The 25,238-nt window shown below is 46.6% G+C and carries 24 protein-coding genes; 23 read left to right on the top strand and 1 reads right to left on the bottom strand.

Annotated features, from left to right (window positions below):
* Nucleotides 1–4: 4 nt before the first annotated feature.
* The 17 genes from NYE70_RS25550 (at nt 5) to NYE70_RS25470 (ending at nt 19,732) form a co-directional block, all read left to right on the top strand.
* Nucleotides 5–1,492 (top strand): alpha-N-arabinofuranosidase, encoded by a 1,488-nt coding sequence (locus NYE70_RS25550; protein ID WP_341048918.1) that lies wholly within the window; start codon nt 5–7, stop codon nt 1,490–1,492.
* Between the two features lie 36 nt (nt 1,493–1,528).
* A complete protein-coding gene (locus NYE70_RS25545; RefSeq protein WP_341048916.1) occupies nt 1,529–2,503 on the top strand; it encodes an aldo/keto reductase family protein in 975 nt (324 codons plus the stop codon).
* Nucleotides 2,504–2,537: 34 nt separating this feature from the next.
* Nucleotides 2,538–3,164: a polysaccharide deacetylase family protein gene (locus NYE70_RS25540; RefSeq protein ID WP_341048914.1), complete on the top strand. Its 627-nt coding sequence runs from the start codon at nt 2,538–2,540 to the stop codon at nt 3,162–3,164.
* Nucleotides 3,165–3,523: 359 nt separating this feature from the next.
* Nucleotides 3,524–5,095 (top strand): sensor histidine kinase, encoded by a 1,572-nt coding sequence (locus NYE70_RS25535; protein ID WP_341048912.1) that lies wholly within the window; start codon nt 3,524–3,526, stop codon nt 5,093–5,095.
* On the top strand, nt 5,092–6,684 hold the full coding sequence (locus NYE70_RS25530) for a response regulator transcription factor (RefSeq protein WP_341048909.1): 1,593 nt from the start codon (nt 5,092–5,094) through the stop codon (nt 6,682–6,684). Before NYE70_RS25535 ends, NYE70_RS25530 begins: the two co-directional genes overlap by 4 nt.
* Before the next feature lie 127 nt (nt 6,685–6,811).
* Complete coding sequence (locus NYE70_RS25525; protein ID WP_290408217.1) at nt 6,812–8,323, top strand: ABC transporter substrate-binding protein; 1,512 nt, start codon at nt 6,812–6,814, stop codon at nt 8,321–8,323.
* 70 nt (nt 8,324–8,393) lie between these two features.
* A complete protein-coding gene (locus NYE70_RS25520; RefSeq protein WP_290408262.1) occupies nt 8,394–9,317 on the top strand; it encodes an ABC transporter permease in 924 nt (307 codons plus the stop codon).
* A 12-nt stretch (nt 9,318–9,329) separates the two neighbouring features.
* Nucleotides 9,330–10,229: a carbohydrate ABC transporter permease gene (locus tag NYE70_RS25515; RefSeq protein ID WP_290408218.1), complete on the top strand. Its 900-nt coding sequence runs from the start codon at nt 9,330–9,332 to the stop codon at nt 10,227–10,229.
* A 41-nt stretch (nt 10,230–10,270) separates the two neighbouring features.
* Nucleotides 10,271–11,077 (top strand): Nif3-like dinuclear metal center hexameric protein, encoded by an 807-nt coding sequence (locus NYE70_RS25510; RefSeq protein ID WP_290408219.1) that lies wholly within the window; start codon nt 10,271–10,273, stop codon nt 11,075–11,077.
* 17 nt (nt 11,078–11,094) lie between these two features.
* Nucleotides 11,095–12,045: an alpha/beta hydrolase gene (locus tag NYE70_RS25505; protein ID WP_341048905.1), complete on the top strand. Its 951-nt coding sequence runs from the start codon at nt 11,095–11,097 to the stop codon at nt 12,043–12,045.
* A gap of 6 nt (nt 12,046–12,051) precedes the next feature.
* A complete protein-coding gene (locus NYE70_RS25500) occupies nt 12,052–12,867 on the top strand; it encodes an alpha/beta hydrolase (RefSeq protein WP_341048903.1) in 816 nt (271 codons plus the stop codon).
* The gene (locus NYE70_RS25495) at nt 12,858–13,280 is read left to right on the top strand and encodes a DUF3237 domain-containing protein (protein ID WP_341048901.1); all 423 of its coding nucleotides are present in this window, start codon (nt 12,858–12,860) and stop codon (nt 13,278–13,280) included. The genes NYE70_RS25500 and NYE70_RS25495 overlap by 10 nt, the downstream gene beginning before the upstream one ends.
* An 8-nt stretch (nt 13,281–13,288) precedes the next feature.
* Nucleotides 13,289–14,245, top strand: coding sequence for a carbohydrate kinase family protein (locus tag NYE70_RS25490; protein WP_341048991.1), 957 nt, complete (start codon nt 13,289–13,291; stop codon nt 14,243–14,245).
* Between the two features lie 28 nt (nt 14,246–14,273).
* Entirely contained in the window at nt 14,274–15,743 is a 1,470-nt protein-coding gene (gene gtfA / locus NYE70_RS25485) for a sucrose phosphorylase (protein WP_341048899.1), read from the top strand.
* Nucleotides 15,744–15,992: 249 nt separating this feature from the next.
* Nucleotides 15,993–16,625, top strand: a complete 633-nt coding sequence (locus tag NYE70_RS25480; protein WP_341048897.1) for a TetR/AcrR family transcriptional regulator — start codon at nt 15,993–15,995, stop codon at nt 16,623–16,625.
* A gap of 24 nt (nt 16,626–16,649) precedes the next feature.
* Nucleotides 16,650–18,968 (top strand): ABC transporter permease, encoded by a 2,319-nt coding sequence (locus NYE70_RS25475; RefSeq protein WP_341048895.1) that lies wholly within the window; start codon nt 16,650–16,652, stop codon nt 18,966–18,968.
* Nucleotides 18,969–18,973: 5 nt separating this feature from the next.
* A complete protein-coding gene (locus NYE70_RS25470; protein WP_341048892.1) occupies nt 18,974–19,732 on the top strand; it encodes an ABC transporter ATP-binding protein in 759 nt (252 codons plus the stop codon).
* 135 nt (nt 19,733–19,867) lie between these two features.
* Here the strand turns inward: NYE70_RS25470 and NYE70_RS25465 are convergent, their stop codons facing one another.
* Entirely contained in the window at nt 19,868–20,719 is an 852-nt protein-coding gene (locus NYE70_RS25465) for an aldo/keto reductase (protein WP_341048889.1), read from the bottom strand.
* A gap of 171 nt (nt 20,720–20,890) precedes the next feature.
* Here NYE70_RS25465 and NYE70_RS25460 point away from each other — a divergent pair, with 171 nt between their 5' ends.
* From NYE70_RS25460 to NYE70_RS25435, 6 genes are all read left to right on the top strand, one after another.
* The gene (locus NYE70_RS25460) at nt 20,891–21,340 is read left to right on the top strand and encodes a MerR family transcriptional regulator (RefSeq protein ID WP_341048888.1); all 450 of its coding nucleotides are present in this window, start codon (nt 20,891–20,893) and stop codon (nt 21,338–21,340) included.
* Nucleotides 21,341–21,478: 138 nt separating this feature from the next.
* Nucleotides 21,479–21,667 (top strand): hypothetical protein, encoded by a 189-nt coding sequence (locus NYE70_RS25455; RefSeq protein ID WP_341048886.1) that lies wholly within the window; start codon nt 21,479–21,481, stop codon nt 21,665–21,667.
* 109 nt (nt 21,668–21,776) lie between these two features.
* Nucleotides 21,777–23,042: a mechanosensitive ion channel family protein gene (locus NYE70_RS25450; protein ID WP_341048884.1), complete on the top strand. Its 1,266-nt coding sequence runs from the start codon at nt 21,777–21,779 to the stop codon at nt 23,040–23,042.
* Between the two features lie 59 nt (nt 23,043–23,101).
* A complete protein-coding gene (locus NYE70_RS25445) occupies nt 23,102–23,578 on the top strand; it encodes a GNAT family N-acetyltransferase (protein WP_341048883.1) in 477 nt (158 codons plus the stop codon).
* Nucleotides 23,579–23,728: 150 nt separating this feature from the next.
* Entirely contained in the window at nt 23,729–23,992 is a 264-nt protein-coding gene (locus NYE70_RS25440) for a hypothetical protein (protein ID WP_341048881.1), read from the top strand.
* Nucleotides 23,993–24,146: 154 nt separating this feature from the next.
* The gene (locus NYE70_RS25435) at nt 24,147–24,989 is read left to right on the top strand and encodes an aldo/keto reductase (protein WP_341048880.1); all 843 of its coding nucleotides are present in this window, start codon (nt 24,147–24,149) and stop codon (nt 24,987–24,989) included.
* Nucleotides 24,990–25,238 lie beyond the last annotated feature (249 nt).

Genomic DNA, 25,238 nt, shown 5'->3' with positions numbered 1-25,238 from the left:
TAAGATGAAAGCAACGATTACGGTCAATACCGATCAGACTTCGGGTACGATCAGCCGTCATATTTACGGGCATTTCGCCGAGCATCTCGGCCGCTGCATCTACGAAGGCATCTGGGTGGGCGAAGACTCACCGATCCCGAATACCCGCGGTATCCGGAACGATGTTCTGGAGGCTTTGCGCAACCTCAGCATCCCGGTGCTTCGCTGGCCGGGCGGGTGCTTTGCCGATGAGTATCACTGGAAGGACGGCGTCGGCCCGAGGGAACAGCGCAAACGCATGGTGAATACAAACTGGGGCGGTGTCGTGGAGAACAACCACTTTGGCACGCATGAGTTTTTCGATCTGTGCGAGCTGCTGGATACAGAGCCGTATATCTGCGGGAATGTCGGCAGCGGTACGGTTCAAGAGATGCAGGAATGGGTCGAGTATATGACCTTTGACGGTGAATCACCGATGGCGGACTGGAGGAAGGCGAACGGCCGGGAGAAGCCCTGGAAGCTGAAATATTTCGGGGTAGGAAATGAGAACTGGGGTTGTGGCGGCAACATGCGGGCAGAGTATTACGCGGATGAATACCGCCGGTTCCAGACCTATGTGCGAAATTACGGCGAGAATCGCGTTTATAAAATTGCCGGCGGAGCCAACGTCGACGACTATCACTGGACGGAGACGCTGATGCGTGAAGCCGCCGGGCATATGGATGGCCTCAGCCTGCATAACTATACGGTACCCGGTGGATTTGAGGTAAAACGTCCGGCGCTGGGATTCGATGAAGCGGAATGGTTCGAGACGATGCAGTTGGCGCTCCATATGGACGAACTCATTGCGCGGCATTCGGCGATCATGGACCAATACGATCCGAAGAAACGGGTCGGCCTAATCGTCGACGAGTGGGGAACCTGGTTCCAGGTGGAGCCGGGTACGAATCCGGGCTTCTTGTATCAGCAGAACTCCCTGCGGGATGCGCTTGTTGCAGGTCTGCATTTCCACGTGTTCCATCGTCATTGTGATCGCGTCCATATGGCGAACATTGCCCAAACCGTCAATGTGTTGCAGGCGATGATTTTAACGGAAGGCGACAAAATGTTGCTGACGCCGACGTATCACGTATTCGAGATGTTCAAGGTGCACCAGGATGCCGAAGCGCTTGCTCTTCATCTTGAGACGGGCGAATACCAAGTGGGCAGCGAGTCGATTCCTCAGGTGAGCGCCTCGGCATCGAAGCGGCCGGACGGAACGATCGACATCAGCCTGTGTAACGTCGATCCGATTCGTCAGGCGGACGTATCTCTGCGGATGCGCGGCCTGGGCGGAGAAATGAATGTCAGCGCCCGGGTGCTGAGTCATGAAGATATGAATGCTCATAACACCTTCGATCAACCGGAGACCGTGAAGCCTCAGGTGTTCAACGGCGTCACGAGCCTAAGCGCCGACGGTTTGTCGGCAACGCTGCCACCCATGTCCGTGGTAGTTCTGACATTACACTCATAAGTGGATCTTTTGACATGAATAGAGGAGGGTGTTGCTATGAAATACCGAAGCCTTGGCAAGTGGGGACTAAAAGTGAGTGAAATTGCTCTGGGAAGCTGGATGACTGATGTTCAAACCCCGGAAGCCGTGGACACGGCGAAGAAGAGCGTTAGACGCGCTTATGATCTTGGAGTGAATTTTTTTGATTGCGCAGATGCCTATAGCGGCGGACAAGCAGAAATTTTTCTCGGAAAAATATTAAAGGAATTCGAACGGAGCTCCTTTGCAGTTTCAAGTAAAGTGTTCTTTCCGACCGGAAACGGAGTCAACGACAGAGGACTGTCCAGGAAGCACATCATCGAACAAATAGACAAGTCTCTTACAAATCTTCAAGTGGACTATTTAGATCTGTATTTTTGTCATCGGTATGATGAGAGCACCCCTTTGGAAGAAACTCTGCAAGCCATGAGTGATTTAGTCGCGCAAGGGAAGGTGCTGTATTACGGCGTAAGCGAATGGACGCCCGTACAACTTACGGAAGCATTGTATCTTATCAAGGAGATGGGGCTTCGCCCCATGTCGGTCATACAGCCGCAATATAATATGATGGACAGATATATTGAGGACGAAATCATGGGGATCTGCCAGAAGCATGGATTGGGAATTGTTCCGTTCAGTCCGCTGTCCCAAGGGCTTCTTACCGGCAAATACCGGAAAGGTCAGGTCATCCCCGAGGGTTCCCGGGCAACGCATCAGGCGGACAGGCAAATTAACAATCTTCTTACCGAGGATCATTTGGATAAGGTGGAAAGGTTAATTCAAGTAGCGGAAGGATTGGGTACAAACCTTTCCGTACTTGCACTGGCATGGTGTCTTAAAAAACCTCAAATCAGCAGTCTGATCACCGGTGCTTCAAGACCGGAACAGATAGAAAACAATATTGCTGCAAGCGGATTTGAACTTTCGGAAGAAATATTAACTGAAATCGAGCACATTCTGGATTATAAACCCACGGTTCGTAAAATAGGTTAATGACGATTCATGATGAATCGAAAGGAGTAGCCTAATGACCACACTATCGCTGGTTCATAGAGTTCCAACCCGAGACAAGGCTGTCGCTTTTACATTCGACGACGGGCCGCATCCCTTGTATACTCGGCAGTTGCTGGATATCTTTCGCAAGGCGAACGGGAAAGCGACATTTTTTATGATCGGTCAGGAAATCGATGCGTTCGAAGACATCGCGGCGGAAGTTCATCACGCCGGCCATGAAATTGGCAATCATACTTACTCGCACCCTGATTTGACCAGACTGACGCTGGAGGAAGCGAGGGCTGAAATTCAGCAGGCGGATGAAAGAATTCGTCGGGTGACGGGGAAACCTGTATTGAGTTTTAGACCTCCATATTTTGGCGTGAATGAGGAACTTCTTTCACTTGCCGCAGAGTTTGGATACACCTCGATCGGCACCGTCAACGGCGAGGCGAAGGATTGGGAACAACCCGGAGTAGAGTTTATTTTGGATCACACGAGGCCTACGATTGAGAATGGCAGCATTTTTATGTTCCATGACGGGTATGGCGAACGGGCCCAGACGATTGAAGCTGTACAAGTTTTGCTGGAAGAGCTTGCTGCCGAAGGGTATCGGTTCTTGACGGTGAGCGAGCTGTTGGAGTTTGCTGACCAAGCCTGAATGAAGTAGGGGCCGAAGGTTATTCATAGTTGTGCCGGTAATATCAGAGGAGCGATTTCTTACATGGGTAAGAATCACTCCTTTTGTCTTTCAATGGAACCCGAACCCGAGTGATAAAGAATAATGATGTATGAATGTATGATATTTCTGGTTCTTGTCAAAAGTTGACCAAGCATCTTAAGATGTGAAGAGCGGGATAATATGAGGAGAACACGGTCATGCACAAAAATTCTTTGGTTTTTAAAATTACTGCCGGTACTTCAGTTGTTATGATCGTGCTCTTTTCAGTGATCATTACCAGCAATCTTTATTCTTTGCATGTAATACGAACGAATACTGTCAATTCGGCTTTAAATGAAATGAAAATTCATAATCGGGATATCAATTATACTTTAAATAATGCGTTAAAGGATTTAAACGATGCCGCTTTAAATGTGAATGATATTTCGGATTTAAACAATGGGAATGAGTCGGAAAGGTATTTTGCCGCTATTCGATTAGCCAACGTTCTAGCTGAAAGGATAAGTTCAAGTTCAAAAACCGATGTCCTGGCAGTATATAACAGACAATATGACAATCTGATATTGAGCGGAAGCAGTAGAGTGTCGGCTCAAGAGAAGGTGTACGTGTCCGACATCATCAGGACCTCACTGGCAAAACAAGAATATGCCCTTCATGATTTGTGGTCTACTGTATGGATTAATGAAAAAATGTATTTTGTTAAGGGGTATGATTTCTCGGGTACGATTATTATTTCTTTAGTCAAGGCAGATACATTGATGTCGTTTGTTAATATCATGGACTATAACCTGGATCAACTGGTCGTTTTAACGGATATGGAAGGAAATCCTTTGTTTACCGCAGGGAATAAGGATCTTTCCGAAATTTCCTACCCTTTACCAAATGGGAGCCAGGTAGTAAATAAACTTAACGGCAAATATCTCATGATTTCAACGGATCAAGAGACGAGCCGCACGAGGCTCTCGACGATCATCAGGGAAAAGAATGTGTTGCTGGGTCTTGGATATATTCAGTGGATCATCGCTGTTCTTGGAATTATATCCCTAGTCTTAATGCCATTTGTTATTTTTTATTTGAGAAAAGAAATCATCATCCCCATCAAGGCGCTCGTTGTGGGAACTAAAAGGCTTGAACAGGGGAATCTCGACTATCAAGTGGAGGAAAAGGGGAGATCTCTGGAGTTTCAGACGCTGAACCATTCCTTTAATTCGATGGTCATGGAGATCAAGAGCTTGAAAATAAGCCAATATGAAGAAAAGATTGAACTGCAGAAGGCAGAGTTAAAGTATTTGCAAATGCAAATCCGGCCGCATTTCTTCTTGAATGCCCTTACAACGATACACAGTCTGACCTACAAAGATAAGAACGAGGATATCAGGAAATTTATCGATGCCCTATCCAATCACCTGAGGTATATGTTTAAGGGAGGTTTAAACAAGGTATCGATCAGTGAAGAAATTGAGTATATTAAAAACTATTTCTATATGCAGGAAATCCGGTTTCCGAATAGTATTTTTTACGTTTTTGATATAGAGCCTTCCATTGTGCAGAAGCTTATCCCTCAATTTATCATTCACACGTTTATTGAAAATTCGTTTAAACATGCTATGACCCTGGATGAACCCCTGTCGATCTTCATTAAGATAAACCGGATTCCTATGGATGACGAAGAGGCTATCCGGATTGTAATTGAGGACAGCGGGGAGGGATTCCCGGAGGAAGTCCTGGAGAAGGTGAACAAATTAGAAGCGTTGGACACGATCGATGGTTATAGAATCGGACTTTCGAACATTAAAAGAACCATATCTTTATTGTATGGGGAGCGCGGGGTTTTAAAAATATCCAATGTCGATTCATTGGGGGGAAGAGTTGAATTGACTATTCCCATTGAGAAAGGGGATCCATTTTGAAACTGCTCATTGTTGAAGATGACCTGCTGACGGCTGAGGTGGTTCGCGACTCTATAGATTGGAGCAGGCTTGGAATCCATGAGACAGGGATGGTCCATCATGCTGCCGGAGCAAAGAAATTATTCGAAGAAGAGGCACCTGATGTTGTAATTTGCGATATTGAAATGCCTAAAGAGTCCGGGTTGGATCTATTAAAATGGGTCCGTACGGAGAATTATGACAGCGAGTTTATTTTTTTGACCAATCATGAGAATTTTCATTTTGTCTCCCAAGCTTTGGAGTACACGGCAATCAGTTATATTACCAAACCCTTGAATATTGAAAAGATAGAAATGGCAGTCTTAAAGGCCGTAGAGAAAGTCAATCTGAAAAACCGGCTTCATGAGTATAGCGAGTATGGGCAATATTGGCTGGAAAATAAAAAATTAATTCTCGAGAAATTTTGGAGAGATCTACTGTTTGCCAAAATCGCGCAAGATCCGTCGAGCATAGAATATGAAATGAACAAAAGAAATCTGGTACTGGACCTGAAGGGGCAGTATCGTTTAATCCTGGTCAGCGTCATCAAATCGGACCATCAGGGGTCTTCGTGGGATGATGCAACCTTTGAATATATCCTGACCAAGATGTCCTCAGAAGTAATCCTCGGAGAATTGGACTCTGAGAATGCCATATATGATGTGACGAACAGAAACCATTATGTAAACGTAATTATGATGGGCACGGTAACGGACGAGGAGATTAAAGAGAAATGTGAGGAGTTTATCGTAACCTGCAAGAAATTCTTGAAATGTACGGTAGCTTGCTATATCTCCGGCCGGACCACACTTCAGTCGCTGGCTGACAGCCGAAAAAAACTGGAGGAGATGGATCGGGATAATTTCACCTTGCGAAGTAAAGTGTTCTCCGAGGGCAATACGGAAATGCTTAATTTCACAGGTCAATATACTCTTGATATTGATGTCCTGAGAGAAATGTTTGAACGAGGCGAGAAGCTCAAAATCGTAAACTTCCTGAAAAATGAGCTTGAACTGCTGGTCGCCAAGAACAGCCTGGATTCCTCGACCATGTATTCTATTCATCAGGATTTCATGCAGATTGTATATGCTTTTCTATACAAAAAGGAAATACAGGCACACAAGTTGTTCTCGGATCATTTATCGAAGCAGCTTAACCAGAGCGCCAACAATTCCGTGTTCGATATGATGAAATGGGTGCATTTCATCTCGACAAGAACGCTGGATTATGCGGAAGAGGTCAAAAAATCGGAGAGTATTATCGATAAGGCCAAGCAGTTTATATTCGAACATTACATGGATGATATTTCAAGAAATGACGTAGCCGCAAGTGTATTCCTTACCCCGGAATACTTTGCCAAGTTGTTTAAAGCGGAAACAGGGATCGTAATCAAGGATTTTATTAACAACTGCAGAATCGAAAGAGCTAAAGATTTGCTTATAAACAGCGATACCAGTATAAGCATGATCGCCTCTCAGGTAGGGTTTGATAGCATCTCCTATTTTTCCACGGTGTTTAAAAAACTGACGGGTGTCAGCCCGCAGGTCTTCCGTAAGGAGGCTGGAAAATAAATTTCCGCCTTCTTTTTTTATGGCTTAAAAACAAAAATGTCTCTCTTGTTTTTGAAATCGCTTTATCGAACTTAGGACTATAATTAACTTATAAATAGTTCTAACTAACTAACCGAGGGGGATTCAATTGAAAAGATTTAAACGTCTTCTAAGTGTATTTATGGCAACGGCCCTATCCGCATCGTTATTGGCGGCTTGCGGTAGCGGGGATTCAGGTTCACAGGAATCGGCAGGGGAGAAGACAAGCAATCCGGATGAAATTGTTTATTCGTTTGTCACTTTCAATAAAATTCCGGATAATACCAGTGCTGTAGAGGCAGCCATCAACGAGATTACAGTACCGAAGATCAATGTGAAAGTAAGACTGAAGCCGTTGTCCGTTTCAAGTTATGCACAGCAAGTGAGTCTTGACATTGCGAGCGGAGAAAAACTGGATATCTTTCATACTTTGGGTGATTTGAACCAGTACATTTCGAAAAATATGGCTCTGCCGCTCGATGATCTGCTTGCTGAATATGGTCAGGAAACCGTGAAGATCGTAGGAGAGGATTTCTTGAAGTCTACCCAAGCCAATGGTAAAACTTATGCGATTCCTGCATATAAGGGATATGCTATTGCGCCCAATCTGGTTTATAGAGAAGACATCATGCAAGAGCTTGGAGTTTCGCCGAGCAGTATAAAAAGTATTGAAGATCTGGATGCACTATTTGCCAAGGTAAAGGCCAAATATCCCGATATGGTTCCTCTTTCACCTGCAAACCAGGGGGTTTCCGGTGTATTAAATACCATGGATAACATCGACTATTTGACGGATGATATTTTCAAACCTACGGCTGTTTTAGTTGGAGATAGTACGAAGGTAGTCAACTTCTATGAAACAGAACAATTTAAAGAAAAAATTAAAATAGCCAGAGATTGGTACAACAAGGGCTATATCTCCAAGGATGCAGCTACATCCAATATTTTGGCTACGGAACTTATGTCATCTGACCGGGGATTCTCTTATATTGCAAGTTATGCAGGATTGGAATCAGGCGCTCAGATTTCTGCTATGACAGGGAAGCCTGTAGGCATGGCCAGATTGGCGCAGCCTTATCTATCTACGACCAGTGTAAACGCGGTAAGCTGGGGCATTTCTGTAAACAGTGAAAATCCCGAAGCAGCCATGAAGTTTATGAACTTAACCTTCTCCGATAAAGAGATCGTAAATTTGATTGTTTTTGGTATCGAAGGGGACAGTTATAAGAAGGTTGATGCTGATCATGTGAATTTTCCAGACGGTGCAGATGCAAATACCGTCCCTTATACGGCTCAGCTTAGTTCGGGCATTGTAGGGAATATGTTTAATCAGTATGCTTTGGAAGGCCAAAGCATGGAAGATCTGAAGCTTATGGATAGTGAGAATAAATCCTCCACCAAGTCGAAAGCTTTTGGATTTACATTTGACAGCTCAAGTCTTAAGGCAGAATACTCATCCGTTATGAATGTAATCAACCAGTATTTGCCTGGACTGAACTGTGGCAGTTTGGATCCGGACACCCAGCTCCCTAACTTCATCAAGGCCCTCAAAGATGCCGGGATGGATCGGATTGTCGCCGAGAAACAGAAACAGCTTGATGCCTGGCTCGCTCAACAATAAATATTTCATCACGGTAAATGAAGTGAAGATATAAATCTTCACTTCATTTATCACTGGGAAGGATATGGATATGGAGAAAATAACTAGACGGAAAAGCCGGAAAAATTCATGGCCATTACTGATGCTTACCCTCCCGGGTCTGGTCTATTTATTAATCAATAATTACATACCTATGGCAGGGGTAATTATTGCGTTTAAAAGTCAAAATTATGCCAAAGGGATTTTTGGAGGAGAATGGGTCGGTTTTGATAACTTTTCGTTTTTATTCAAGACCAAAGATGCCTGGATCATGACCAGAAATACAATTTTATATAACCTGGTCTTTATTATTATCGGCACCATCTGTGCCATTATCCTGGCGCTGCTAATGACAGAACTCACGAAAAAGTTCCTTTCGAAATTTTATCAAAATGCGCTGATCCTTCCGAGTGTCATATCCATGGTAGTCATCTCGTATATTGTGTTTGCATTTTTGAATTCGGACTCCGGGCTGTTGAATAAAACCATTCTCACGGCGCTAGGGATGTCTGAAATCTCCTGGTATTCCCAGGCCAAGTATTGGCCGGTAATTCTAACGATAGTATATATATGGAAAATGGCAGGTTACTCTTCTATTGTGTACATGGCAAGTATTGCCGGTATGGATAAGAGTATCTATGAAGCCGCTAAAATCGATGGTGCAGGCAAACTCAGACAAATCAAGGATATCACGCTGCCCTTATTGAAACCGACCATCATTATTTTGACGCTTATGGCTGTAGGAAGAATCATGAACTCCGATTTTGGCTTGTTTTATCAGGTGCCTATGAACTCGGGGGCGCTTTACAGTACAACACAAACCATTGATACATTCGTATACCGAGCTATGATGCAGCTGAATGATACAGGTATGGCTGCTGCTTCCGGTCTATATCAATCCTTGGTTGGTTTTATATTAGTCATGGTAGCAAACGGAATCGTGCGAAAAATAGATTCAGACAACTCATTGTTTTAGGAGGCAGATTAGATGACAGAACTGAAAACTCGCGGAGAGAAAGGGTTTGCCTTTTTTGCCGAAGCAATGATTATTCTTCTTGCATTACTTAGTATCGCGCCGATTCTATTGATCTTTATTGCTTCGATTACACAAGAGAATACTCTTATCGCGAATGGATATAGTTTTTTTCCAAAAGCCTTAAGTCTGGATGCATACACCTATCTTGTAGCCGAGTTTAAATCGATTTCAAGAGCCTATGGCATTTCCATATTTGTTACGGCTGCAGGTACTTTCTTGGGCGTGCTGATCACCGCGATGCTGGCTTATCCGCTGTCGAGAAGTGATTTTAAATATGGGAAAGTCATAGCTTTCCTGGTACTGTTCACCATGTTATTCAGCGGCGGCATTGCCCCTGCCTATCTGATGTGGACTAGAGTCTTTCATATCAAAAACACGATACTTTCTTTGATTTTCCCCAACTATCTGATGAATGCTTTTAATGTCTTTCTAATGACGAATTACTATAGAAATAATATACCGGCTGCCTTGGTAGAATCGGCCCAGATCGACGGAGCGAAAGAGTTGAAGATTTTCTTTAAGATCATCCTCCCTCTGTCCGTACCGGCTATAGCGACAATCGGCATTTTCACAGGGCTTGCTTACTGGAACGACTGGATCAATGGCCTCTACTATATTACAAAACCTCAGCTCTTTGGCATTCAAAATCTGCTTGTAAGAATGATGGATAACATTCAGTTCCTGAAATCGGGTGCTGCCAGCTCGGCGATTGGATCTGTGGCCGTACAGCTGCCAAGCAATTCGGTGCGGATGGCCCTTGCGGTTATTGGAGTCCTGCCCATTGTCATTGTCTTCCCGTTCATGCAGAAATACTTTATTAAGGGTGTAGTTGTCGGAGCTGTTAAAGGATAAAGAAACCCGGGAACGAGACCGATTCATTGGAGGAGAAATTTATGAACGTCAAACAAGTGATGGATACTATTTTGGACCGGTTTGGTGGAATCAAATTTGAACAGACCTGTGATCAGTTGGTTAGCGGAAGCTTAGATACAGAGGTTACAGGCATTGCAACCACGTTTATGGCTACAGTCGATGTGATTAACCAGGCTATTCAATGCGGCGCAAACATGATTATTACACATGAACCTACGTATTACACCGGCCGCGATACAACAGAATGGCTAACTGATGATCCTGTATATTTGCAGAAGAAAAAGCTGCTGGATGATCACGGCATTGCGATTTGGCGTTTTCATGATCATATGCATGCCGCACCTACAGACTTGATCTATGACGGTTTGATCAAAGAGATCGGCTGGGAAGCGTACTTGGAGAAAGATCATCCATTTCCGCATTGCTATGAGATTCCTGAGATGTCTTTGGCGGAGCTAAGCCGCTTCTTCAAGGAAAAATTAGATATGAAAGTCATTCAGATTGTCGGATCGCCTGAGACTAAGTGCAAGAGAGTAGGAATTCTGGTAGGGGGCGGGAGTCTCGGACTGGGTACGGAAGAGATGCCGATGATTCTAATGAAAGAGAAGAACCTGGATGTACTGGTATGCGGTGACATTATCGAATGGACCCTGTGCCCGTATGTTCGAGATGCCGCTGCCCTCGGGATGAACAAAGCCATGCTTGTTTTGGGACATGAGCGCAGTGAAGAGGCAGGCATGAAACATATGGCCGAATGGCTGGCCCCTATGCTCGGCCAAATTCCTGTTCATTTTGTGGATACTAAAGAACCTTTTACTTACCTGTAAGCGAGGAGTTTTGAGCGATGTCCTATGAAAAAAGAGTGTTGCCTGAACTATTAGGGATTTTAAAACAAGCCCCGAAGCTTGATTTAAACGACGACATAGAAAAGATCAGAAGCTTCAAGCCGCCTGCCTTGGATACATCTCCCGAAGTAAAGATAACAACCCGGAGCATTCAAGGTCCGGAGTCGGAGCTGCGGATAAAAATCTATGAACCCGTCAATAGGGAAACCCCGAAATTGCCGGCCGTGTATTGGATTCATGGCGGCGGATATATTCTGGGGACTCCGGATGGAGACGACGGGCTGTGTGAATTTTTCGTCAATGAGGTTCACTGCGTGGTCGTATCCATTGACTACCGGCTTGCACCGGAACATCCGTATCCTGCAGCCATCGAGGACTGCTATGCCGGGCTGAAATGGACGGCGGATCAGGTTGAAGAACTGCAGATAGACTCCTCAAGAATTGCTATTGCGGGAGCCAGTGCCGGTGGAGGATTGACGGCGGCGTTATCCTTAATGGCTCGTGACCGGGGAGGACCGCAGATTGCCTTTCAAATGCCGCTCTACCCGATGCTGGATGATCGGAATGAAACGCCGTCGAGTTATGAAATTAATGAACAGAACCTGCCGACCGCCTGGAATCGGGAGAATAATCTGTTGGCATGGAAAATGTATTTAGGTGCTGCCGCCGCAGATGCGGTTTCGCCTTATGCGGCCCCCGGCAGAGCCGAGGATTTGTCCGGTCTGCCGCCAACATATACGTTTATCGGTCAGTTGGATCCTTTCAGAGATGAGACCATGGATTATGTCGCCAGATTGGCACAGGCCGGAGTGCCGGTGGAATTCCACCTTTATCCGGGATGCTTCCATGGCTTTGACGCCATCTTCAACGAGCAGGACATCAGTAAACAAGCTAGAAGCGGATGTGTGAATGCCTTGAAAAATGCTTTTAAACAAACCAATAAGGAGTAGATGAATGTGGCGTTTTTTCAAGTGAATTTTTATTCGAAAACGTTGAAAAGACTGGTTTCCTTCAATGCCCTGATTCCGGTGGACGCGCCCGAAATTCCAGGTCAGGAGAAGATGGAGCAGGGGCCCATGAAGTCTCTCTATCTATTGCATGGCTATTCCGGGAATCATATGGATTGGGTGACCGGGTCCAAGATTCAGGAATTGTCGCTTACACACCATATCGCTGTATTCATGCCTTCCGGTGAAAACAACTTTTACCTGGATGATACGGATAGAGGACAACTGTACGCTGAGTTTATCGGAAATGAGCTCCTTGAATTTACACGAAATGCGTTCCCCATTTCCACGAAGAAAGAGGATACCTTTATCGGCGGCTTATCCATGGGCGGCTATGGGGCATTACGTAACGGATTGAAGTATGCCGACAATTTCAGCGGGATTATTGCTTTGTCTTCCGCATTGATAACACGGAATATTGCTGGCATTCCTGTCGATTTTAAAGACCCGATTGCAGACTATAAATACTATAGAAGCGTATTCGGTGATTTGAATGAGCTCTTGGGAAGCGATAAGGATCCCGAGGCCTTGCTCCTTCAACTGAAGCAGGAGAACGCAGCGATCCCTCACATCTATATGGCGTGCGGAACGGAAGACTTTTTATTGAGGGAAAACAGGGAGTATCACGCCTTCCTGATCGATCAAGGCATAGAACATACTTATGTCGAAGGACCGGGCACGCACGATTGGAATTTCTGGAATGAGTATATTGAAAAGGCGTTCAAGTGGATGCTCAGTGAGGATGTGAGTCGGGAATGCTGTTAGAAGCGGAATTCGTGATGGAGCTTATCGTAGAATTAGGCGAAAACCTGGAAGTGGGTCATACTCCCAAGGGACTCTTGAGGCTGATTCCGATTACAGGCGGGTCTTTTGTGGGGCCGAAGCTGAGAGGTAAGATTCTTTCCGGAGGATACGATTGGAATACGACACTCCCTGACGGCACAGCGCATGCATTTGCCAAATATGCACTCCAAACCGATGACGGCGTCTATATCTCCATTGAAAATGAAGGAAATCTGGACTCCGGCGCTCATCCATGCATGATTAAGACAACACCCCGCTTTCAAGTGATGGATGGCAAGTATGACTGGCTGCGGAGCGGGGTTTTCGTAGGAAGCCTCCAGGGCGGAAGAACAGATGTGCCTAGCGTATGCATTCAAATATATAAATTGAAATAGGTGTGAAAATGATCGAATTCGGCAACAGCATCACCTTGGCAAATAGAAAGAATGACCTCCTGGCGATCGGCGAGCTCTTAATCGATATGATCTCTGCCGAGTACGGGGACCACAGTGAATCCAGTATGTATCATAAATTTTTTGGCGGCTCGCCTGCAAACATCGTGATGAATACGAAGAAGTTAGGAATCAATTCCCGGCTCGCTTCGGCCGTGGGCGTTGATGGTCTCGGAAGCTTTCTGCTGAATCGTGTGAGCTCCGCTGGCGTAGATACGGACCTGATTCAGCAGGTAGAACATTCAACGAGTATGGTCGTAGTAACCAAGAGTCAGGGCACCCCGATTCCAATCTTTTATAGAGACGCCGACTACCGTTTATCTTATACCGCTGAACTGGATCAGGCCGTGAAGAATTCCAAAATCATTCATTTCTCCTGCTGGCCCGTCTCAAGAACTCCGGTTCGTCATACGATGGAGGAAGTCATCAAGCAGGCGAGAGCCCATGATTGCCTGATCTGCTTTGATCCCAATTATCATCACATGCTCTGGGAAAAGGATGAAGACGGTATTGAGTATATCAAATCCCTGATCGGTAAGGTTGACATCGTAAAGCCTTCCGAAGATGACGCGGAAAGATTGTTCGGGAAGGACAGTCACCTGAATCAAATCGATAAGTTCCTTAGCCTGGGTGCCAAACTCGTCATCATGACGTTGGGACGAGAGGGGGCGATTGTCTCCAACGGTCAGGAGACGATACAATTTGATACGTTGGCCGAGCAGATTGTGGACACGACCGGTGCAGGGGATGCATTCTGGTCAGGATTCTATTCTGGCTTGGTGAAAGGCTACACTCTTCAACAATCCTTGAATCTTGGCTTTGCTGTGAGTGCATATAAATTGAAGTTTCTGGGAGCTGTTATAGACTTGCCGCAACTGGAAGAAATAAGACAAATGTATAGCTTATAGCAGAATACACAGGAGGAGAGAATTTGACATGGCGGTAAAAAATCAGGTACAGCTTATCACTTATCCCGACTCTATGGGAGGGGATTTGAAGACGCTTCATGACGTGTTAACGAACTATTTTTCGGATATATTCCAAGGCGGCATTCATATTCTCCCTCCGTTCCCGTCCTCCGGTGATCGCGGATTTGCCCCGCTGACCTATCTGGAAATCGATCCGGCCTTCGGAAGCTGGGAGGACATCCGCACCATTGGCGAGAAGTTCGATGTACTGGTTGATTTGATGGTCAATCACATCTCCCGACAGTCCATGTATTTTCAAGACTTTCTAGAGAAGGGCCGGAAATCGGAATTCGCCGATCTTTTTATTACTTTAGATAAGATATGGGCAGACGGACAACCCGTTGAAGAGGATATCAGCAAAATGTTCTTGCGAAGACCGCTTCCTTACTCCACCTACAAGATTAAGGAAACCGGCGAGGAAGAGAAGGTATGGACGACTTTCGGCAAGACGGATCCTTCCGAGCAGATTGATCTGGATATCCATTCCGATCAGGTAAAGCAGCTCTTCACGCAATTTTTCGAAAACTTCAGCAAACATAATGTCAAAATCGTAAGGCTGGATGCGGTTGGCTACATTATTAAAAAGCTTGGAACAAGCTGCTTTTTTGTAGAACCGGAAATTTATGATTTTCTGGATTGGATCATGGAGCTTGCAAGCTCCCATGGCATTGAGCTCCTGCCGGAGGTTCATGCCCATTACTCCATCCAGTATAAGCTGGCAGAACATGGCTTCTGGATTTACGACTTTATCCTGCCGTATACCCTGTTGGACACGTTCATTAATAAATCCAATGAGAAGCTATACCAATACTTAACTAACAGGCCCGATAAACAATTTACAATGCTGGATTGCCATGACGGGATTCCCGTTAAGCCGGATATGGACGGGCTGATTGATCCGCCCGAGGCCAGAAAGCTGGTCGATGTATGTCTGGAGCGAGGCTCGAACTTAAGCTTAATCCTGTCGGAGGAGCACAAGTCTGAGGATGGTTTTGATGTTCACCAAATTCGCTGCTCGTATTATTCTGTATTGAATAACGATGATGATGCTTACTTGGCCGCGCGCGCCGTTCAATTCTTTGTTCCGGGAGTGCCTCAGGTCTATTACGTAGGCCTGTTAGCGGGTGAGAATGATGTAGAGGCGGTCAAGAAGTCCGGAGAAGGCCGCGAAATCAATCGACATAACTTTACTGTGGATGAGATTGAAGAATCGCTTCAGAAAGATGTAGTTCAAAGACTCTTGAAGCTGATCCGTTTCAGAAATGAATATGAGGCGTTCCAGGGAGAATTCAGCATAGAGGAAAGTCCTGAGAATGAAATCCGGCTTTCCTGGAAAAAGGAGAATACCTGGTGCGGGTTATTCATCGACCTGAACACGAATAAGACTTTAATAAGGTATATTGATGACAAGGGTATGGAAAAGGAGTACGTAGTCTGAATCCTTCGCTCCATATAGCGTTTATTATGGGATATGCGCAGCTATTTCTCGACTCTTTGTTGTTTGCTAAGGGTAACGAAGATCATGGATCTTTTTTCTAAACCTATAAGCAAATAACGAGGAGACGGAAATGGCTTTTTTATTATCCATAAGTTGTAATTTGAATGGGCCCCTCTTGACATCCCAAATCATCCTTGTTACTATCTAACCGACAGACAGTCGGTCGGTAACGAAGGAGGCACCAGATCAATGAGAATTAAAAAAGAGGCGGAAGAGCGCAGAAATGAAATCCTGGATGCGGCGGATGAGCTTTTCGGGCAGAAGGGCTTCGACGGTACGAGCACAAACGACTTGCTCGACAAGGTCGGCATTGCGCGGGGAACGCTGTATCATCACTTCAAGTCGAAGGAGGATATTATGGACGCGCTGATTGAGCGCTATAATATCTCCATTTTAGGCGCGGCGCAGCAAGTTGCCGCCGATAGGAGCATCCCCGTCGTCGAGCGTGTGATTCGTACCGTAATGGCCATGAACATCAGCCACGGCGGAAGCAGCAGTAAGGAGATTATGGAGCATATTCATAAACCGCAGAATGCACTGATGCACCAGAAAATCCAGAAAAGCATCATTACCGGCGTTACACCGATTTTGACGGGAATCATCCGCGAGGGGATCGAGCAGGGAATTTTCAACACCCCGTACCCGTACGAATGCATGGAAATGGTCGTGATTTATGCGAATACGGTATTTGATGATGACATGGTACCTATGACGGAGGAGGAGCGCGGATCGCGAATACTGGCTTTTGTATGCAACGTTGAAAGGCTGCTTGGTGCCGAAAGTGGAAGTTTGATGGACGTCATGAGGATGTTTGGCGGTTAGAAAGTTGGAATTCGGAGGTGGCTCATGTATTACAGATTAATTCGCAATGACATAGCCAGGAGTAAGCTGATCACGTTGACAACGATGATATTTGTGGCTGCGGCGGCGATGCTGGTATCTCTGGCGGTGATCCTCGTCGTAAATCTCTCAGGTGCGATAAATACGCTGATGATGAAGGCGGAAACGCCGCATTTTATGCAGATGCATACGGGGGATATCGATACTGGTCGCCTAACGGAGTTTGCGGAGCGGAACGGGAATGTCGATGAATTTCAGGTGCTGGAATTTCTCAATATGGACGGTGCGCAGATCAGATTAGGCGATACTTCGCTTGCGGATAGTGTTCAGGATAACGGATTCAGCGTCCAGAGTGAAAAATTCGACTATCTCCTTGATCTGAACGGAAACGTCATCCACGTATCCGACGGCGAGCTGTATGTGCCGTTAAGTTATATGAAGGACAATAGCACAAAGATCGGCGATCAGGCCGTCATCAGCGGAAAAGAATTTATCGTGGCGGGATTTCTCCGCGATTCGCAGATGAACTCCACGCTTTCCTCTTCAAAGAGATTTCTTGTAAGCAGCAAGGATTATGCGGAAATGAAAGACCTGGGAAGTACGGAGTATCTGATTGAGTTCAGATTAAAGGATTTGTCGGCGCTCGGCGCCTTCGAAACCGCTTATGCCTCCGCAGGACTTGAAGCGAACGGACCAACAATTACATACCCCTTGTTCAAAATGATCAACGCCATTTCCGACGGCATGATGATTGGAGTAATTCTGCTTGTCAGCTTGCTTGTCGTTGCCATTGCTTTAATGTGCATTCGATTTACGCTGCTTGCCAAAATCGAAGACGATTACCGTGAAATCGGGGTCATGAAGGCCATCGGACTGCGCATTTCGGACATCAAGAAGATTTATCTCGCTAAATATGCGGCTGTTGCGGCTGCTGGCAGCATTCTAGGGTTCGGGCTCTCTTTCGTATTCAAAGGAATGCTTCTTGAAAATATACGGCTTTATATGGGGGAAAGCGAGCATTCTTCCTGGGCGGGAGCCTTCGGAATCATCGGTATCCTGGCGGTATTTCTTGCCATCATAGGCTATGTAAGAGGGGTGCTGAGACGCTTCCGGAGAATATCTCCGGCCGAAGCGATCCGTTTTGGCACTTCCCAGGAAAAAGCTGCAGGAGCAAAGCGGTTTAATCTGAGCGGGAACCGTCTGCTCAGCACGAATATTTTTCTCGGCGTGAAGGATGTTCTCGCAAGGAAAAAGCTCTACGCCACTATGCTTGCAGTACTGATGATTTCGGCATTTATCATCATCGTTCCGCAAAATTTACATAACACGATTTCCTCGAAGGGCTTCTCTCAGTATATGGGGATAGGCGATGCCGAAATGCGAATGGACCTTCAACAGACCGATCGGATTACCGAAAAGGCGGCTGAAATTGCACAAACGTTGAACGACGACAGGGACATTTTACAATATGTCGTGCTTGCCACGAAAACATTCCAGGCCAAGACGAAGGACGGCTCGGAGGAACGGATAAAGGTTGAGCTCGGCGACCACTCCATATTTCCCGTCAAATATTCCGAGGGCCGGGCGCCTGCAGCGGCAGACGAAATTGCTCTTTCAGCCCTGAACGCCAACGAACTGGGAACAAAGGTCGGCGAGATCATCACCCTGGTGGTTGAGGGGCAGGACAAAAACCTGACGGTAAGCGGCATTTACTCCGACATTACCAACGGAGGAAAGACAGCAAAGGCTGTTTTTACCGATCATTCGGCGGATGTGATGTGGTATGTGATCTGTGCGGAGCTTACGGACCCCGCTCTGATCGGCGGTAAGGTTGCGGAATATGCTGACCGGTTCAGTTATGCAAAAGTTTCGGACATCGATGAATTTGTTGCACAGACCTTCGGCTCGACGATGGGCTCTGTCGGAAAGGCTGCAAAATCCGCAATTGTCGTTGCACTTGTAATCATGGTATTGGTTACACTGTTGTTCATGAAGCTGCTTGTCACAAAAGACAAATATTCCATTAGCGTCATGAAGACGTTCGGTTTCACGAAAGCGGATATTCAGGCTCAATACGTTTCCCGTTCGGCGTTCGTTCTGATCATCGGAATTGTTCTCGGCACGCTTCTGTCCAACACGCTCGGTGAGAGGCTTGCGGGCGCGGTAATCTCCTCTTTTGGAGCGTCGACATTTCAATTTACGGTTAATCCGTTCTCCGCGTATCTGCTTAGTCCACTAATGATGATCGGCTCGGTGCTGATTGCAACTCTGATCGGTACATCGGGCGCGGGACAAATCAAAATTTCCGAAAATATAAAGGGGTAGGGACTATGAAGAAGATCATTATCGGGGATCAGATCGTTAAATCCTTCGGGGAGGGCGAAGAGAAGCGTCAGGTTCTGGGCGGTGTGTCCGCCTGCATTAACGAGGGCGAATTCGTTGCGGTGATGGGGCCCTCGGGCTCGGGGAAATCAACGCTGCTATTTGCGCTAAGCGGGACGGATGGCATTGATGGCGGCAAGGTCATGATCGACGGCAAGGATATTTCGGAGATTGGGGAAACGGAGTTGTCGGATTTACGGAGAAGTAAGATGGGCTTCGTGTTCCAGCAGCCGACGATGCTGAAGAACCTGAATATCCTCGACAACATCATTCTTCCGTCTATGCGGGGGAACCGTAAAAATGCAGCCAAAATGACAGAAACAGCAAGAGCACTGATGAAAAGAGTTGGAATCGCAGAGCTGGAAAAGCGCGACATTACCCAGGTTTCGGGAGGTCAGCTTCAGCGTGCGGGAATCTGCCGGGCGCTGATGAACAGCCCGAAAGTTATATTCGGCGACGAGCCTACTGGGGCGCTCAACTCACAAACCGCGCAGGAAATCATGGACCTGTTTTCCGAGATCAATGCGGAGGGGACCTCGGTTATGCTGGTTACCCATGACGCCAAAGTTGCCGCACGGGCGGAGCGAATTCTGTTTATGAACGACGGCACCATCGCGAGCGAACTGACGCTTCCGAAGTTTGACGGGAGTAATCCGGATAACAGAATCGAGAAAGTAACGGTGAAGATGAGGGAAATTGGAATATGATAATGCCCTTAAGGGTTGTTTGCTTCCATGCGAATTAAGTAAAGAGAAGACAGGGCGGGCCCGCCCTGTCTTCTCTTCGTAGATGAGGATGATGCCGTGATACGTTTACGGTTTGTTTCCGTTCGCGGTTTGATCCTAGTAATCAAACTTCCAGTTACCCATCTTCTTGGCGAGTTCTGGATCGTGGTACGATGTGAAAAGGCTTTTCCCCGTATCAAAGGCAGTAATTTGCTCCATATCCTCTTGGTGTAGCTCGAAATTGAAAATATCGAAGTTTTCGACGATACGCTCTTTGCGTACGGATTTTGGAATGGCAACGATATCCTTCTGAATAAGCCAACGCAACACGACTTGAGCGACGGACTTGTTGTATTTCATTGCGATCATGGACAAAACTTCGTTGCCAAACAGGTTGTTAAGTCCTTCGGCGAACGGTGCCCAGGACTGGTGCTGCACTCCCTGCTCTTTCATAAAAGCGGCGCTCTCGAGCTGCTGATAGAACGGGTGTGTTTCCACCTGGTTGACGGCGGGTACGATTTCGTTATGCACAATGAGATCCATCAGGCGGTCGGGCAGGAAGTTGCTGACACCGATCGCCCTGATTTTGCCCTCACGGTATAGGTCTTCCATCGCGCGCCAAGCGCCGTAGTAATCGCCGAACGGCTGGTGAATCAGGTATAGATCGAGATAGTCGAGATTCAGCTTCTTTAAGGATTTGGCAAACGCCACCTTGGCACTCTCGTAGCTTGCATCCTGAACCCAGAGCTTGGTCGTGATGAACAGCTCCTCGCGCGGTATGCCGCTGCGTTTGATCGCACGTCCGACCGCTTCCTCATTCAAATAACCTGAGGCGGTGTCGATCAGGCGGTAACCGGCCATCAGCGCTTCATATACCGCGTTCTCGCATTCTTCAGCATCTGGAACTTGGTATACTCCGAAGCCGAGGATCGGCATTTTCACGCCGTTGTTTAGTGTTACGGTTTGCATTGTAATTCCTCCCATTTCTTTAATTGTTGAGTTGCAACGGCCGCGAATCCCTGGTGTCGGACACCGTGTGAGGATTTCGCTTACGGCCGGTTTGCATTACAATAAGCCTAGAGCCTTCGTGTTACACGAAGTCAAGCCGCTTCCAAAAATGTTTTTTCAAGGAGGTTTCACATGCATACGGTTAAAGAAGCCGCTCTGATCACAGGACTCACCGAGCATGCTGTACGCTTTTACACGGATAAAGGTCTGGTGCCGAGCGTGCAGCGCAATCAAAACAACATTCGGATGTTCGACGAGGAATCGATCAACTGGCTGTTTGGCGTCAAATGTCTCAAGCAATCCGGGATGCCGATTGAAGTCATTAAAACGTACATCGACCTTTGTCTTGAAGGTGATTCGACCATTCCGCAACGCTATACGCTCATGATGGAGCATAAAGAAGCGGCGCTCGTTAAGCTCGAGGAAGCCAAACGGCACATCGACCATTTGGAACAAAAAACCGCCCTATATCAGGACATTCTGGAGCACCGCTCTCCAGACACGACCAATCCCGGCAACTGGGACAAAATTCAGCACATGCATAGTGACGTATTTTACTCGCCTTCCGTTCGGAAGGCATGAGGGAAGGAACTAATTAAGTATAGAGGGAGAGTGAGTGGATCCATGCAATACTTGGAATACCTTCTTATAGTTATATCTCTTCTTGCAATAATCAATTTATGGACTAAGGTGGGGAAATTGGAAGGCCGGATAAAAGGAATGCAACATACCATAGACCGGTTAACCCGGCAAACGGGACTACCGGAAAATCCAATAAACGATGAGCTGCGCAAGTTAATCCAGGAGGGCGAAGACGTTAAAGCCGTTAAAAAGGCAAGGGAAACTTTAGGCCTTTCCTTGTTGGAAGGCAAACAATATATTGATAAATTGAAAGCCGACAACAGATAAACGAATCTGCCGGTAGCTAATGAGAGAAATTGGAATTGCATTCATTTTGCTTCGTACTAGGATCTAATTTATAATAATAGGCTAATATAAATCGGGTCAGGAGGAAGTAATGGACTTTATCAAACATCAACTAGACGGATACGGCATGAGCGATCAAAGTATAGTTTATTTATCGAATATGATCATGGTTGTCCTTATCGCCTTGGTCTCCATCCTTGCCAATTATATAGCCAAAAGGATCGTGCTGAAGACCGGCAGTTACGTTATTCGCAGCAACAGGTTTACATGGGGCCATATCATTATGGAGAAAAAGGTGTTCCATAAGCTGTCGCATCTCGTGCCGGCGATCATCATCTATTCTTCTGCGTCGATCTTTCCGTCCTATGAGGCTTTGATTGAGAAGGCCGCATCAACGTATATGATTGTCGTAACTATCATGGTATTTAATGCGCTGCTCAATGCCTTTGACGCCATTTATCGTTCGTTTGAGGTTTCCAAGATAAGGCCGATTAAGGGATATATCCAGGTGGCGAAGATCGTTCTATTTATCATCGGGGGCATTGTGGTCATTGCGAATCTCATTGGCCAAAATCCATTGATTATTCTCAGCGGCCTTGGTGCTTTATCGGCTGTTCTGATGCTAATTTTTAAGGACTCCATTTTAGGTCTGGTGGCCGGCGTTCAATTATCCTCGAATGATATGGTGCGCGTCGGAGACTGGATTGAAATGCCTAAATATAACGCGGACGGCGACGTGATCGACATTACCTTGAACACGGTGAAGGTCATGAATTTCGACAAAACGATCACGATGATTCCCAGCTATGCACTTATCTCGGATTCGTTCAAGAATTGGAGGGGCATGCAAGTATCCGGAGGCAGAAGGATTAAGAGAAGCGTCTTTATCGATACGAGCAGCATAAGCTTTTGTACCGAGGAAATGCTTGAGGAATTTAAGAAGATTCACTATCTTACCGATTATGTCACGACAAAAATAAATGAAATCAACGCTTACAATACGGAACACCGCATTAATACGGAAAGCAAAGTGAACGGAAGGCAGCTCACGAATGTGGGAGTATTCCGGGAATACATTCATCAGTATTTGAAAAATCATCACAAAATCAATAAGGATATGACGCTGATTGTCCGACAGCTGGCCCCGGGAGATAACGGACTGCCGTTGGAAGTCTATGCTTTCAGCAACGACATCAACTGGGGAGTGTATGAATCGGTTCAGGCGGATATTTTCGACCACATTTTTGCGGTTGCTCCGACATTCGGACTTCGAGCCTTTCAGAATCCAACGGGCCACGATATCGCTCAATTAAAAGAAAGCGGAGAGTTCTCCAGAGGATCGGTCCATTATGGATAGGGCGCCGGGAGAAGAATGAATATAGAATTGGAAGCTAGAGTTTGGGGGCAGGCATTAGGATGATAAGAAGCATTCAGGCAGAAGATAACAGCACGATCGAGATTATTATACGTCAATGTCTGATCGAATTTGGCGGGAATCGCGAAGGGCTGGCTTGGGAAGACGAGAGCCTGGGTCATCTGTCCGATTACTATAATCAGGAGGGTCGCAAATATTGGGTGGTCTTCGATTCCGGCGGCAAGATGCTGGGGGGCTGCGGTATCGCCGAATTCGGTTCTCCGGAGAACAAGATTTGCGAGCTGCAGAAAATGTATTTGCTTCCCGAAGCCAGAGGAACAGGCGCGGCGGCGGAGCTGCTCCGGACGGCACTCCTGTTTGCGCAGCGGCATTATGACGCCTGCTATCTGGAGACGCTAAAAACGATGGAGGCGGCCAACCGCTTTTATGTGAAACACGGCTTTCAGTCTTTGGATGCACCGCTTGCCGGTTCCGATCACTTTGCATGTGATGCCTGGTATATCCGAAAATTAAATTAATTGCGGAACTAGCCGGACGGACTTGGCGGACGCCCTGCTTAGACACCTTTAGGGTGTCTTTTTATTTTGTACCAGATTCCCACACCTGTTTTTTTTAAAAGGAATAGATTAATAGGGGAATTAAAATAAATAAGAAATGGGGCGTTCAATATGAGAAACTCTCAAGCGGGCAGAGTGGAAAATCAGGTATATTCGAGCCGAGTGTTAAGATCCGAATTTGATAGAAACTGGCGTACGGTCATTTCGAAGAGCGGGTATGTCATTTATATCGCTACCGCCAACCGGGCGAAGGCGGAAGTGCTTCTTGCCGACAATTCCAGGAAGCTGCTCGTCTTCAACAAAGGAGGAAAGGTCATCGTTGGAGGCGGGGGTGTCAGTCATTACAGTAAGCCCCACCGGGCAATCACGTTGTAGCATGTCTCCGATTTCTTGACGATGAAAGCCTGCCAAAGGAACGTTACGCTGGATCCAGGGGCCGGATGGCTTCCATACTGGACACTAATCCTTCAACTTCGTTTATAATGGAAGCATTCATTATCCTACCAACTACAGCTAGGAGGTTGTTTAGATGAATCAGAATATTCCGGAATATACGCTGAATGACGGGTTGAAGGTCCCCGCGATCGGGCTGGGCACGTATAGCCTGAAGGGGGAGGAAGGCGTTAAGGCGATGGTTGCCGCGATCGATGCAGGATATCGATTGATCGATTCGGCTGTCAGCTATGAGAATGAGGGGGCCGTCGGGAAGGCGATCAAGCGAAGTTCCGTTCCAAGGGAAGATTTGTTGATTTGCTCCAAATTGCCAGGGCGGCGTCATCCCTACCAAGAGGCGCTCGCCACCATCGAGGAATCGCTGTATAGAGCGGATTTGGATTATTACGATCTTTATTTGATTCATTGGCCCAACCCCAAGAAGGACTTATATGTGGAGGCTTGGCAGGCGATGATCGAGGCAAAAAAGCGCGGCTATATCCGTTCTATCGGGGTTAGTAACTTTCTTCACGAGCATCTCGATCGCTTGATTCAGGAAACCGGCGTAGCCCCTAGCATAAATCAGGTGGAGCTGCACCCGTTCTTCGACCAGACGGAGCAGCGGCGGAAACATACGGAGTACGGTATCGTTACGGAGTCTTGGAGTCCGCTCGGACGCGGGAACGATATCGTTCAGCATGAGAAAATCGTACGGATTGCGGAGGCTCACGGAAAAACGGGAGCACAGGTCATTTTGCGATGGCATACCCAGCTCGGAGCGATTCCGATCCCTAAATCAGGCTCCCTTCCGCATCAGAAGGATAATCTCGACATTTTCGATTTCGAACTGACCCCGGAGGAGATGGATATCGTCTCATCCTTCAACCGCAAAGACGGACGGTTGTGGGGGCAGGATCCGGGAGAGGTCGAGGAGTACTGATGGCCGGGAACATCCCGAAGTCATAGAATCGGCAGGGTCTCGAAACTTAGTCTAACCTTATATTGGATACGGAGCACCATTCAGCGGTATTTATTTCTGCTTGTGTGGTGCTTTTTGCGTTAGGTCCAATCTACCCTTCCTGTTACAAACCTCCTTTCTCCGGGTATTAAGTCTTAAGTATGCGCGTTAAACAGGCGCGTGCGTGGAAATACCACCCATCAAAAAAACTGAAATTAAACAGCTTGAATT

The sequence above is a fragment of the Paenibacillus sp. FSL R5-0407 genome (genome assembly GCF_038009185.1).
GTDB lineage: Bacteria > Bacillota > Bacilli > Paenibacillales > Paenibacillaceae > Fontibacillus > Fontibacillus vini.
This window is presented reverse-complemented; position numbering and strand designations above follow the sequence as displayed.

What these genes read in the sequence shown, in the direction of transcription:
- NYE70_RS25550 (WP_341048918.1), top strand. Translation starts at nt 5, where the DNA reads ATGAAAGCAACGATTACGGTCAATACCGATCAGACTTCGGGTACGATC.
- NYE70_RS25545 (WP_341048916.1), top strand. Translation starts at nt 1,529, where the DNA reads ATGAAATACCGAAGCCTTGGCAAGTGGGGACTAAAAGTGAGTGAAATT.
- NYE70_RS25540 (WP_341048914.1), top strand. Translation starts at nt 2,538, where the DNA reads ATGACCACACTATCGCTGGTTCATAGAGTTCCAACCCGAGACAAGGCT.
- NYE70_RS25535 (WP_341048912.1), top strand. Translation starts at nt 3,524, where the DNA reads ATGAAAATTCATAATCGGGATATCAATTATACTTTAAATAATGCGTTA.
- NYE70_RS25520 (WP_290408262.1), top strand. Translation starts at nt 8,394, where the DNA reads ATGGAGAAAATAACTAGACGGAAAAGCCGGAAAAATTCATGGCCATTA.
- NYE70_RS25515 (WP_290408218.1), top strand. Translation starts at nt 9,330, where the DNA reads ATGACAGAACTGAAAACTCGCGGAGAGAAAGGGTTTGCCTTTTTTGCC.
- NYE70_RS25510 (WP_290408219.1), top strand. Translation starts at nt 10,271, where the DNA reads ATGAACGTCAAACAAGTGATGGATACTATTTTGGACCGGTTTGGTGGA.
- NYE70_RS25505 (WP_341048905.1), top strand. Translation starts at nt 11,095, where the DNA reads ATGTCCTATGAAAAAAGAGTGTTGCCTGAACTATTAGGGATTTTAAAA.
- NYE70_RS25495 (WP_341048901.1), top strand. Translation starts at nt 12,858, where the DNA reads ATGCTGTTAGAAGCGGAATTCGTGATGGAGCTTATCGTAGAATTAGGC.
- NYE70_RS25490 (WP_341048991.1), top strand. Translation starts at nt 13,289, where the DNA reads ATGATCGAATTCGGCAACAGCATCACCTTGGCAAATAGAAAGAATGAC.
- gtfA (WP_341048899.1), top strand. Translation starts at nt 14,274, where the DNA reads ATGGCGGTAAAAAATCAGGTACAGCTTATCACTTATCCCGACTCTATG.
- NYE70_RS25480 (WP_341048897.1), top strand. Translation starts at nt 15,993, where the DNA reads ATGAGAATTAAAAAAGAGGCGGAAGAGCGCAGAAATGAAATCCTGGAT.
- NYE70_RS25475 (WP_341048895.1), top strand. Translation starts at nt 16,650, where the DNA reads ATGTATTACAGATTAATTCGCAATGACATAGCCAGGAGTAAGCTGATC.
- NYE70_RS25470 (WP_341048892.1), top strand. Translation starts at nt 18,974, where the DNA reads ATGAAGAAGATCATTATCGGGGATCAGATCGTTAAATCCTTCGGGGAG.
- NYE70_RS25465 (WP_341048889.1), bottom strand. Translation starts at nt 20,719, where the DNA reads ATGCAAACCGTAACACTAAACAACGGCGTGAAAATGCCGATCCTCGGC.
- NYE70_RS25460 (WP_341048888.1), top strand. Translation starts at nt 20,891, where the DNA reads ATGCATACGGTTAAAGAAGCCGCTCTGATCACAGGACTCACCGAGCAT.
- NYE70_RS25455 (WP_341048886.1), top strand. Translation starts at nt 21,479, where the DNA reads ATGCAACATACCATAGACCGGTTAACCCGGCAAACGGGACTACCGGAA.
- NYE70_RS25450 (WP_341048884.1), top strand. Translation starts at nt 21,777, where the DNA reads ATGGACTTTATCAAACATCAACTAGACGGATACGGCATGAGCGATCAA.
- NYE70_RS25445 (WP_341048883.1), top strand. Translation starts at nt 23,102, where the DNA reads ATGATAAGAAGCATTCAGGCAGAAGATAACAGCACGATCGAGATTATT.
- NYE70_RS25440 (WP_341048881.1), top strand. Translation starts at nt 23,729, where the DNA reads ATGAGAAACTCTCAAGCGGGCAGAGTGGAAAATCAGGTATATTCGAGC.
- NYE70_RS25435 (WP_341048880.1), top strand. Translation starts at nt 24,147, where the DNA reads ATGAATCAGAATATTCCGGAATATACGCTGAATGACGGGTTGAAGGTC.